The sequence below is a fragment of the Agrobacterium vitis genome (assembly GCF_037039395.1).
Taxonomy (GTDB): Bacteria; Pseudomonadota; Alphaproteobacteria; order Rhizobiales; family Rhizobiaceae; genus Allorhizobium; species Allorhizobium vitis_E.
This window is the reverse complement of sequence record NZ_CP146241.1, coordinates 238,679-250,371: the sequence shown is the minus strand read 5'-3', so window position 1 is coordinate 250,371 and position 11,693 is coordinate 238,679. Positions and strand designations below refer to the sequence as shown.

At 58.7% G+C, this 11,693-nt stretch carries 9 protein-coding genes; 1 reads left to right on the top strand and 8 read right to left on the bottom strand.

The features are described 5' to 3' along the window. Positions 1 to 189: 189 nt before the first annotated feature. The 8 genes from V6582_RS01225 to V6582_RS01190 all read right to left on the bottom strand — a co-directional run bounded on the left by V6582_RS01225 (position 190) and on the right by V6582_RS01190 (position 10,611). Positions 190 to 1,992, bottom strand: a complete 1,803-nt coding sequence (locus tag V6582_RS01225; protein ID WP_156632074.1) for an NAD(P)/FAD-dependent oxidoreductase — start codon at positions 1,990 to 1,992, stop codon at positions 190 to 192. Between the two features lie 121 nt (positions 1,993 to 2,113). Next, positions 2,114 to 3,187 carry a 2,3-butanediol dehydrogenase gene (locus V6582_RS01220; protein ID WP_156632073.1) on the bottom strand — a complete coding sequence of 358 codons (1,074 nt, stop codon included), beginning with the start codon at positions 3,185 to 3,187 and terminating at the stop codon, positions 2,114 to 2,116. 163 nt (positions 3,188 to 3,350) lie between these two features. Beyond that, positions 3,351 to 5,237 carry a sigma-54-dependent Fis family transcriptional regulator gene (locus tag V6582_RS01215; protein WP_156632142.1) on the bottom strand — a complete coding sequence of 629 codons (1,887 nt, stop codon included), beginning with the start codon at positions 5,235 to 5,237 and terminating at the stop codon, positions 3,351 to 3,353. 324 nt (positions 5,238 to 5,561) lie between these two features. Continuing rightward, complete coding sequence (locus V6582_RS01210) at positions 5,562 to 7,373, bottom strand: sensor domain-containing phosphodiesterase (RefSeq protein ID WP_156632072.1); 1,812 nt, start codon at positions 7,371 to 7,373, stop codon at positions 5,562 to 5,564. Positions 7,374 to 7,882: 509 nt separating this feature from the next. Further along, positions 7,883 to 8,212 (bottom strand): hypothetical protein, encoded by a 330-nt coding sequence (locus tag V6582_RS01205; RefSeq protein ID WP_156632071.1) that lies wholly within the window; start codon positions 8,210 to 8,212, stop codon positions 7,883 to 7,885. 1 nt (position 8,213) lies between these two features. Then, a complete protein-coding gene (locus V6582_RS01200; RefSeq protein ID WP_156632070.1) occupies positions 8,214 to 8,780 on the bottom strand; it encodes an isochorismatase family protein in 567 nt (188 codons plus the stop codon). 49 nt (positions 8,781 to 8,829) lie between these two features. Then, complete coding sequence (locus tag V6582_RS01195) at positions 8,830 to 9,279, bottom strand: MarR family winged helix-turn-helix transcriptional regulator (protein ID WP_156632069.1); 450 nt, start codon at positions 9,277 to 9,279, stop codon at positions 8,830 to 8,832. A gap of 324 nt (positions 9,280 to 9,603) precedes the next feature. After that, positions 9,604 to 10,611 carry a zinc-dependent alcohol dehydrogenase family protein gene (locus tag V6582_RS01190; RefSeq protein ID WP_156632141.1) on the bottom strand — a complete coding sequence of 336 codons (1,008 nt, stop codon included), beginning with the start codon at positions 10,609 to 10,611 and terminating at the stop codon, positions 9,604 to 9,606. A gap of 148 nt (positions 10,612 to 10,759) precedes the next feature. Between V6582_RS01190 and V6582_RS01185 the strand changes: the two genes are divergently transcribed. After that, complete coding sequence (locus V6582_RS01185) at positions 10,760 to 11,656, top strand: LysR family transcriptional regulator (RefSeq protein WP_156632068.1); 897 nt, start codon at positions 10,760 to 10,762, stop codon at positions 11,654 to 11,656. Positions 11,657 to 11,693: the final 37 nt, after the last annotated feature.

The window sequence follows — 11,693 nt, the reverse complement described above, 5'->3', positions numbered from 1 at the left end:
CAAATTTTGAAGACCATCGGAAACGTTCCGTCAGCAGAGGATGAACAACGCCACGACACCATGCAGCGCGTGCAATTCATGGCGGCGCAACTTAAACCAAATGGTCTCCATTTTATCTCAGTGAAGCAGAGCCTTACGGGACCGGTCATAGGGGTTAGCCTCCGGCGCTGCTTCACATCCCTTGTGGCTTTACGACAGATGATGCGGTTTGGTCATGCCATAGACGGGCGTGTCGATACCGACCTGACGAGCTTTCAGCTGCAGTGACAGATATTGCGAATAGTGCCGTGACTGGTGCAGATTGCCGCCATGGAACCACAATGCGTCCTGTTGCGTCGGCTTCCACATATTGCGCTGTTCGCCCTCCCAGGGACCGGGGTCCTTGGTTGTATCGGAGCCGAGCCCCCAGCATTTGCCGACCTTGTCAGCGACGTCGCGCGAGATGAGATCGGCTGCCCAACCATTCATCGAGCCATAGCCGGTGGCATAGACCACAAGATCCGCTGGCAACTCCGTGCCATCCTTCAACACAACGGCATTTTCGGTCAGATGCGACACGTCCACGCCTGACTTCAGCTTGATCGAGCCGTCAATCACCAGATCACAGGCGCCGACATCGATGTAATAGCCCGATCCGCGTCGCAGATATTTCATGAACAGGCCAGACTCGTCATCGCCGAAATCAAGCATGAAACCGGCCTCTTCCAGTGCCTTATAAAAATCCGCGTCCTGTTCACGAATCCTGTTGTAAATCGGGATCTGGAACTCATGCATGATCCGGTAGGGCAGGGACGCAAAAATCAGGTCAGCCTTACGCGTGGTCATGCCGCCCTGAACCGCCCTTTCCGAATAGAGATCGCCGAGACCGATCTCCATCAGTGAACCGGATTTGACGATATGGGTGGATGATCGTTGCAGCATGGTGACATCGGCACCGGCTTCCCAGAGTGCTGCGCAGATATCATGGGCGGAATTGTTGGAACCGATCACCACCACGTGTCTGCCGGCATAGGCGTCCGGCCCCGGATGCTGCGATGAATGCTGCTGTTCGCCCTTGAACACATCCTGACCGGGGAATTTTGGCACATTCGCCTTGCCAGACATGCCCGTCGCCAGCACCAGCTGCTTTGGCTTGAGCACGACCTCCGTACCGGCGCGGTCGACAATGACGGTCCATTCGCCCGTCGCTTCATCGAATTGCGCCGACTTGCAGGTCGTGGACCCCCAGTAGTTCAACTCCATGACCTTGGTGTACATTTCCAGCCAGTCGCCCACCTTGTCCTTCGGGGTGAAGACGGGCCAGTTTTCCGGGAAGGGAATGTAGGGCAGGTGATCGTACCAGACGGGGTCGTGCAGGCAGAGCGACTTGTAGCGCTTGCGCCAGCTGTCGCCCGGGCGCTCGTTCTTTTCTATGATGATTGTCGGCACACCCAGCTGGCGAAGCCGTGCACCTAGTGCAATGCCTCCCTGGCCGCCACCAATGATGACGACATAGGGTTGCACCGAATAGCCTAGCTCCGCGGCCTCGGTCTCGCGCTTTTCTTTCCAGGTCATGCGGTTGCGGTCATGGCCATGCTCGGCGCCCATCGGGCGGCGGATGCCTTTCGGCTCTTCATGGCCCTTCAATTCGGTCATGGTGGTCAAGAAGGTCCAGATCAGCCCGTCTTTCAGGCGAATATGTCCGTAGCCGCGCGCGACGTCCGTCTCGAACTCAAACCAGCCGTCAGTGATCCCACCAGCATCAGCGGCGGGCTCTCTCGAATCCTGCACGAAATTCGACGGTTTGACGGCGGCAAGCTGGCTCTTCAGCATCTCTCGGATCTGCTCGTGGCCCTCGAGTGTCTTAAGGTTCCAGGTGAATGTCACCAGATCGCGCCAATAGCAATCGGTCTGAAACAAGTTGACGGCGGCATCGATGTCGCCGCTTTCAAGCGCCTTGCCGAGCTTCGACAAAGCCGTGTCTATCTTGGTGGCTGGACTGATATCAAGCATGGTCTTCTCCTCCATGAGTGCTTGTGTCTCGGGTCATGAAGCGTCCCTCCAGACGCCCTTCGAAGCGGTATGGGTTCCGCCTGCCGGTCTCCTCTTCCGGGACAGGCGGTGCCCGAGACGCCTATTTTGAAAGATCGATCAGGATCTTGAGTTGGGCTCCAGCCGGGTCGAGCAGGACATCGAAACCTTTTTTGACAGCAGTGTCGAGTGTCACACGCTTGGTGACGATCTTCATTGCTGGCAGCAGACCGGAAGCAATCAGCCTGATGACGCGTGGCCAATAGTGTGTCGGGTAGGCCCAGGATCCTTTGATTTCCAGATCTTTGAATGTCACCTGGAACCAGTCGATCGGATTTTCATGCGGATGCAGCCCGGTCTGGACCACGACGCCCTGTTTGCGCACGGCGTCGACGCAGGCCTTCAGCGCATGTTCGTTGCCCACGCACTCGATGGCGACATCGCAGCCGACATTGCCTTCCGTTTGCAAGCGGACGGCATCGCCGACATTGTCGCGCTGCGGGTTGATCGTGATGACATCGGGCAAAACCTCTTTCGCAAGCTTGAGCCTGGAGTCATTGAGATCAGACACGAAAAGCTGAGTGGCGCCTGCCGCGCGCGCGGCGAGCAGCGTCAGCATGCCGATGGGACCGGCGCCAGTCACCAGCACGCTATTGCCAGCCGTTACGCCACCGCGATCGCAGGCATAGACGGCAACCGCCGTCGGCTCGACCAGGGCAGCCTCTTCATCAGACATCTCGTCTGGGATTTTCTGAACATTGTAGTCGTTGACGAGTGCTGCTTCGGCCATGCCGCCGCCATCCCAGCTCAAGCCCACCAGCGCCAACTGCGTGCTTAAGTGGAAAAGCCCGCGATCGGCGAAATAGTCGCCGGACCGCGGCATGACGAGCGGCTGGATAGAGACGCGGTCGCCAACGGCGACAGACGTCACGCCCGCGCCAATCGCCTCGACGACGCCGCCGAATTCATGGCCGAGCACCTGCGGGCCATGTGCACCGGTGAAGGGGTGCGGCTCGGTCGGGATGAAGATCGGGCCGTAGCTGTATTCGTGAAGATCGGTGCCGCAAATCCCGACGAAGCGATTACGGACCAGAACCTGGCCCGGTCCCGGCCGCTTCGGCTCGGCAATGTCGTCCAGTCGCAAATCCTTGGCTGCATGGAATCGGAGCGCGCGCATGTTTCCTCCCTTGGCTGCTGTCGATGCCAAGAGAAGAGCAATGCCCGTGCCAATAGCTCCTGGCAGGAGAATGACTGGAATTGCTCGGTTTTCGAGGCAGGACGGGTTTAGCTATGCCACAGCTGTGGCGCGACAGGTGTGGCGCAGGCCACAGTCCGGATGTTCAATGCGGCCTGTCTATGCCGAACCTGCGCATACGGCGATGCATGGTGGTACGATCAATACCGAGGCGACGCGCTGCCTCGGAAATATTGCCATGGCAAGCGGCGAGCACAGCGCGAAGTTCGGCTTCAGGGCTGTCATCGCCAGGCAGCTGCCCACTGCCGGCCAATTGTTCTGGAAGGTCCGTTACCTCAATCAGTCCATCGTCGCACAGCGCTGCGGCAAAGGCGATCGTATTGTCCAGCTCGCGGATATTGCCTGGCCAGCGATGATTGAGGATCAAAAGGCGGGCAGTGTCTGAAAGCCTGAGCGATCGGTCGGCTGGAGCATGTTTTTCGAGCAACTTGTCGAGGAGCCACGGCAGGTCGCCGCGCTCGCAAAGCCGTGGAAGGAAGAGTACGGCCGCATTCAGCCTGTAATAGAGGTCCTGCCGGAAGGCGCCGGTTGAGACCATGTCGGCCAAAGACCGATGCGAGGCAGACACGACACGAAACTCCACCTTGCGCGCCACCGAGCCACCGACCGGCAAGACTTCGCCCTCGGCCAGAACCCTGAGCAACCTGCTTTGGGCGACGTATGGCATGTCGCCGATTTCGTCGAGGAACAGGGTTCCGCCCACAGCTTCCTCGACCAACCCCTTTCGTCCCTTGGCAAGGGCGCCGGTGAAGGCGCCTGGCGTATAGCCGAACAACTCGCTTTCGATCAGCTGTTCAGGAATCGCTGCGCAATTGACCGCAACGAAGCGGCCTGGCAATCCGCTCACCTCGTGGATAATGCGGGCCAGATATTCCTTGCCGGTTCCGGTCTCACCTTGAAGCAGGATCGGCAGTGCGCTCGGTGCGAGCTTGGCGATTTTGCGGCGAAGGTTGTCCATGATTTCGACACTGCCGCCGAGCAGGTTCATGGCTGGCGATGACCGAGAAGCTCGAACGAGCGGCACCCCTGCCACACGCTGTTGCGGCTCGATCGCATGGGCAAACAGGACCGACCCATCGCGGACGGCAATCCGCCGGTCTTGCGGCAGGCTGGCGCGTGTCAGCGAAGCGAGCTCGTCCAAGCCAGCCTCGAAAAAATCCGCGACCGGCTGGCCAAGCACAAGCTCGGGCTGTCGCCAGTCGATCCCACGCGAGGTAGCAAGAAGCCGCGCGCCGCCATGCGTCATGCCGGTGATGCGTCCGGCGCCATCGACGGAAATCGCCGCTTCCGGATCAACATCGAGAAATTCCGGCGCGCCGGCAAAGCGCAGCACCAGGTCGTGCCGACTGTTCGCCATGAGATTGGCGAGCTCAATGCGCCGCACGGTTGAGGAAACAAGATGACGCGCCATGTTCTGGCTCGTCTTCAAGATGGGTGAACTCAGGAGCGAAATATCGAGGACCGCTGCCAAAGTGCCTTGCGTGTCATAGATCGGTGCGGCGGTGCAGGAGAGTGGTGTATGGGTGATGTCAAAATGGTCGGTCTGATGGATCGTCAGAGCCTCGCCGGTGGCCAGGCAGGCACCAACGGCGCAAGTGCCAGCGCGGGGCTCAGACCATTCCGAGCCGAGATAGAGTCCGGCCTTTCGCAGGTTGTTGTTGAAGGAGGGGTCGCCGAGAAATTCGACGGTCACGCCCTGCCGGTCCGAGAGGAGAAGAACATAATTCTGCTCGGCAACCTGCCGGTAGAGCCGCTCGAGCCCAGAGCGGGCGATATGCACGAGATCTTCCGCCTGCTGGCGATGTTCGCGCAGGCGTGTTTGCGAGACGATAACCGCCTCGCGCGCTTGCGCCGGATCGAGCTGATAGGTCTCCAGGCATCGCCGCCAGGATTCCACCACAATAGCGTCGCGGCCCGTATTGCTACCTTGCCCGACGCGCTCGATTTCCTTGACGTGATCGGCAAAACCCATGAAATCACCGGCTCTTGAAAAGCCGCCTCCCGTGATCTTTAAGGAGATCATAGCCCCAATTGCCAGAAGCGCCTAATGCTTCGAGCCATCTTGTCGGCCACGCGTAGCAATTGTCGGACAGGCGTCTTTCGCTAAGATTTCGCTTATCGCAGCCTTCAAGCCGTTGATGTCAAGGGTGGGGTTCCGGGAACGCACTGCTTGATACCGCCTTGTAACGGACCGGGCTCCGGTTCGGTGATCTGAGTAATGGGGCCACCAGACGGTGACAGCGGCGAACTGAGTGACCACTTGCCAGTCCTTTGCCGGTTGTTCGATAGCCCGCCGTCAAGCTCTGAGCGGATGGTGTTCAATCTCTACACGCTGACCGTGGCGCGCGAGCAGGGATGTAGCAGCATCCCGGTCAACAGCTCTCGAAAACAGGTAGCCCTGCCCAAGCTTGCATCCGAACGACAAGAGCTGATTACGCTGTACATCAGTTTCGATGCCTTCGGCCACGACCCGCAGGCCCAGCTTATTGGCAATGCCGAGCAAACCCTCGACAATGGCGACGGCACCGTCACCCGGAACCAGCCTCTCGACGAAGGATTTGTCGATCTTGATGATATCGACCGGGACCGTTAGAAGATGAGTAAGCGAGGCAAACCCTGTTCCGAAGTCGTCAAGCGCGACACGCATTCCGCGGCTGCGGAGCGATTTGATTTCGTCGGCAACGACGTGATCGCGCTGGCCGAGATAAACTGACTCCGTCACCTCGAGGATGACGTGCTTCAACGGCACGCCAGCGTCAGCAAACACTGTACAAATCCGTTCCTGCAGATGGCCGGCATGAAAGTCCGCAGCTGTAAGATTGATACCGACGTGCTGGAGAGGCAGTCCGCTGTCGAGCCAGCCACGCATGTCTCTGGCGACACGCAAGAGCATGCGCTGCGTAAGCTCGGTAGCAACATGGGCGTCTTTGGTTGCCTCATGAAAGTTGGCGGCAGCAACGACGTCCCCGGAGGGGGTCGTCATACGGCACAGCGCCTCAAACCCCACCACCTCGTCGGAATCTAGCCTGCAGATTGACTGGTAGTAGGGATTTATCCGCTGTTCGGAGAGCGCAAGACTGACTTCTTGGCTAGCCCGGAAGCGTCTCGTTAAGGCCGTGCCGAGCCCCGGGCTATGTTCGATGAACTGACCCCGACTGCGCTCTTTTGCGTGGTATAGCGCGACATCGGCGCACTGGCGAATCTGATCGGGGGTGTCTCCTGGGCCTGCAAGGCATCCACCCAGCGTGGCTCCGGGAATAATGACGTGGCCGTTGCAATGGGCGTGCGCCTTTATGACCGCGAGGATCCTTGCCGCGAGCGTTGACAATGAAGATTCCGAGTTCTTTTCAACAACGATTGCAAATTCGTCGCCACCGATCCTGAACGCCCGACCGATGCCTGCCACCAAGGCTATTCTTGTTGCGACGACCTGGATGAGTTCGTCACCCGTGTCATGTCCGAAGGTGTCGTTGATAACCTTCAAATTATCCAGATCGGCAAGAAGAACGCCCCAGCCGCCCTCCTTGTACTCAACTAGCTCGGACAGAACCTGATTGAACTTTGCCCGGTTAGGCAACCCGGTCAGTGCATCGATATACGTCAAGCGGTGGCGCTCACGGACCCGCTCCTCTCGCTCAATCGCAATGGCGCAAAGGTGGGTACATGCATCGACGATGCGCCGTTCAAGGTCGCTTGGCCCTCTGGATTTTCGGAAGTAAAATGCAAATGTCGCGACGACGCGGTCGCCACTGCAAATCGGCGTCGACCAGCAAGCCTTGAAGCCGAGCGGCAGAGCCAGATCCTTGAAGTTTGCCCAACGAGGGTCGTTCTCGATATCCGTGACGCAAACAGCTTCTGCTTGGAATGCGGCGGCACCACAGGATCCCACCAGCGGACCGATTGCCAAATTATCGAGCGCCGCAGAATAGGAATGCGGAAGTGACGGGCCGGCAAGGGGGTGAAGGTATTCTCCCTCAACCGATAAAACGGAACACACGATACCCGGGATCAGCGCTTCCACCTCAAGGCATAGTCGCTCGAGCGTTGTTTGCAAAGCTTCGCCGCGGGCGATCATTTCCAGAATTACGGTCTGCAGTTCCAAGATCATGGCGAATGAACTCTTTTCGTTGGTCGGGACTTTACCACTGCAACCTTCTTTTCGAGTTGCGTATTTGCATAAATCTTTATGAAGCTAAGCATTGCCTTAGTGCTTTGTCATGCGTCTCAAACCTCCATGAGGTCTCAGCTGTTGATTTTCGCCCTGCAATGAGCCGTATTTCCATTTTTTACTGATCCTGCCTGCCTTCAGTCGTGATTTGAAACGTTTGACCAATTAAATGTTAGCCTCGGTCATTGCGTAACGACAAACGTGATTAATTTGGGGCGGAAATCAACTGATAAAGCTTCCCTTGGCGCGGCGGGCGCGTGCAGTCCTGCGCAGATCGCTGACGCGCAGGAGGCCGAGGGAGACCAGCATAGCGACGATTCCGTCAATCAGGAAGGCGAGGAGATAGACATGCCAAAGCTGCACGACGCCGCGCAGCGTCGGCGCACCGGTCGCCGAGATACGGCAATTACGATGCCGGAGCGACCGGAAGGGCTTGGCAAGCCTGCCGGTTATCGGCCTTGAGGGTCGTTGCCGCCATGCAAGCGGCCGAAGTGCCGCGCGGAAAATAGACCGATCAGGAGAGCGCCCAATCCCACCGCCGAGGCGTCGGCGGCATTGGCCAACGAAAATTCACCGACCTTCGAAATTAGAAGATAGGCGATGACGAGATTGGCAAAGCCCCAGAGCATGTTGACGGTCGAGGAAGATAGGCCTTCGCCGGGCGGGCTTGCAAAAGGCGTCTGAAACGGCCGACCCATGGCGCCGCTCGTTAGATGCGGCACGGCATTCATGAGAAAGACACCACCGAAGAAATAGGGGATGAGGTGGAGCCAGGACATATCAGACAGTCCTCGATGCGAGGAGGTTGATGATATCCTTGGTCGTAGCTGTTTCGCCGAGCCGCGGAAAGACGTTCCTGATACTGTAGTCATGCGCTTCGGCGCGGGTGTCAGTCATCGCATCGACGGCGAGGGTGACATTGAAGCCGAGCTCATAGGCCTGACGGGCGGTCGCTTCGACGCCTGTTCCGGTGGCAACTCCGATGACGACGACTTGGGTTACACCAAGAGCTTTCAGGCGCGCATCGAGATCGGTCGTCGCAAATGCGCCCCAGGTGTGCTTTGTAACGACGATATCCTCGGCGTGTTGATCGAGTTCGGGAATGAACTCGATGAAATCGGCTGGGAAAGTGCCGCCGTGGCGCCATCCCTGCTCCGTGCGGCCGGGCGCAACATTGTCGACATTGACCAGCACGACTGGCAGATGCTGCGCGCGGAAGGCTTCGATGAGCATCACCGCATTGTCGATCACGGGCTTGATGGGATGGGCGACGGACAAGCCGACAATGCCCTTCTGGAGGTCGACGACGACGAGTGCGGTCTGTGGATCAAGGATGGTCATGGCCATGAGAGTGTCTTTGCCGTTCGTTGAATGTTCGGAGTGCGCAAAGCCGGCGTCAGTCGTCCGCAAGGCGCTGAAGAAGTTTGACTGCGGAGATGAGATGCTCTTGCTCCTCGCCGGAGAGGCGGGCGTCGATCGTCCGGGAAAGCCAGTCCTGCCGCGCGGCGCGTCCTTCCGCGATCCATGTGCGGCAGGCTTTGCTGATCGAAAGGATGGTCTGTCGACCATCATTGGGATCGGCGGCCCCCTCAATCAGTCCCAACGCCTGAAGGGCCACTACCACTGACCCCATCGACTGTGAACGCATACCCTCGGCTCTGGCAAGGGTGGACGTGGTCATGGGGCCGTCCCTTTCGAGACGCAGAAGCACCGATGTCTGCGTCGGCGTCAGCTCGCTGATATCCGCCTGATCACGCAGGCGGCGCTTGAGCTTGCTCAAGACACTGCGGATCTCCTGCGCGAGGTCGGGTGCGGGCGATAAATTGGCCATAATACATAATGGCATATATGAAGATAAACTGCAAAGGTAAACTTCATATATTTGGCGAATGCGGGCGGTGATCGGTGCTATGGGAATTTTACCTTGTTTGGACGGCTTGCCGGCATGACGACGTTAAAGAGGTAGAGCGAGCCGATTTAGCTGTTCGGATTGATACCGCCAGGAGCAACATCGCCGCACAAATGTCGTTGCCGATCCAGTGGCGATGTCATCCGAATGGCTATTTGAAGCCGTGTTCGCGGGATCGCTTTGCAATGTCAGCGGCGGTGTTCCAGATAATGCCAAGTTTGCTGCGCAGTTCCAGACTGTCAGCCAGATCGGGGTGTCTTCTCAGGTAACGTCTATGACGATCTTGCCAAATGGCCCCTTGTCCAGGTGGTCGAGAGCTGCGGGAAGATCGGCGAGCGGATAACGCGAATCGACAACCGGCGTCATTCCCGTTTGGTCGATGGCACGGACGAGCCGTTCCAGGGCCTTTCGGCTGCCTGTTCCGATCCCATGAATCGTGATGTCCTTGAGCATCAGGGGCATTGCCGGTGCCTGGATGTCCCAGCCGTCGAGCGCACCGATCTGGCAGATATGACCACCGACCGCCGTGACCTGGACAGATTGTCCGAGATGTTTGCCGCCAATGACCTCCAGAACGACATCCGCGCCGCGCTCGCAGGTGAGCTGGTAGACGGTTTCCACCCAGTTGCTCCCCGCATCGACGAAATGATCCGCGCCGAGCGCCTTGGCGCGCGCCTCGTATTCAGGCTTGCCGCAGACAATGACCTTGGCACCATTGGCCTTGGCGATCTGCAATCCGAACAGGGCGACGCCACCCGTGCTGGGAACGAGAACAGTATCGCCCGCCCGCACTCCGGCCCGTTCGACAAGCGCAAACCAGGCTGTGAGACCAGCGACCGGAAATGTGCATGCCTGCCATGGCTCGAGCGTTCCCGGCGACGAGACGAACCAGTCCTCCGGCATGGCGAGATACTCGGCGAGCACGCCCGGGTAAAAGCCACCCAGCGTCTGATAGGCGGGCGTGCGCGCGGTGCCGGCACGCAAACCGTCGATCCAGTCCGGTGTCGCCGTGGAGATGACTTTTGTGCCCAAGCCGAAACGAGTTGCGCCCTCGCCAAGAGCCACCACCTCTCCGGCCATGTCGGAACCGGGGGTAAACGGGAATGCGAGAGGCAGTCCGCGACCGGTCTCGATAACCATCTTGTCGCGGTAGTTTAACGCGACCGCATCGACCCTGACCAGAATCTCCCGCGGGCCGGGTCGGGGGATTTCGACCTCATTGAGCTTTAGGTGCTGCCGGCCGATTGCATCAATTTCCCAGTGCTTCATCGTTGCCACTCTTCGCTCCATTCCGAAAGACGGGCGGCTTCCGGCCCCATGCCCGACATTTCCGCTGTCATCAGGCTTATTATGCAGGATGGGAATATGCTCGGATATGGTATCAGTTCGGCATGAAGTATTGCGTTTGGAGACTATAATGGACGGGAGTGAATTCGCTCAGTTGAAAGCCTTTGTGACGGTGTGCGACGAGCGGGCATTTGGGCGAGCTGCCAAACGGCTGGCGATGTCGCCGTCGGCGCTGAGCCGTACCGTCCGGTCTCTCGAGAGCCGCCTCGGCATACGCCTTCTCAACCGTACAACCCGTAGTGTCGGGCTTACGGAGGCGGGCAGCGCACTTTACGACCGCATCAAGCCGATGATGATCAGCATGGATGAGGCTGTGCTGGCGGTCGGGGCGTATCAGCAAACGCCAAAAGGTGTGGTGCGCATCAATTTGCCGAGCGTCGCAGCGCGGATCGCGATCCTGCCGAGACTGAGGCAGTTCCGATCCGCCTATCCAGGCGTCCGCCTGGACCTCGTGATCGACAACGACATCACGGATGTGGTCGCGCAAGGCTTTGATGCCGGTGTCCGCATCGGCGGCCAAATTGGTCGCGACATGATCGCGGTCCGCATTACCCACGATCTGAAAATGGCGGTTGTCGGGTCTCCCTCATATTTCGCCGATCGGCGACTGCCTGAGGTTCCGGCCGATCTGAACGACCACATCTGCCTTACCTACAAATGGAAAAGCACGGGAGCCTTATATCTATGGCAGTTCGCAGACGCCGGGGGTACAATCAGTGTCGATGTCGATAACGTGCTGACCGTCAATGACACGGATCTGCTGCTTGCGGCGGCGTGCGAAGGGGTCGGGCTCGCCTACCTGATCGAAGATCTCGTCGCACCCTTTCTGGAGAAGGGAGACCTTATCCGCGTCCTCGAACCTTGGTGTAAACCTTTCCCTGGCTTCTACCTTTACTATTCGGAGCGGACGCATATGCCTGCGTCGCTAAGAGCATTTATCGACTTCATGAAGGTAACAAATCACTGACCCGATAAGTACAACTGCCGGAACAAAGGCCTATGTC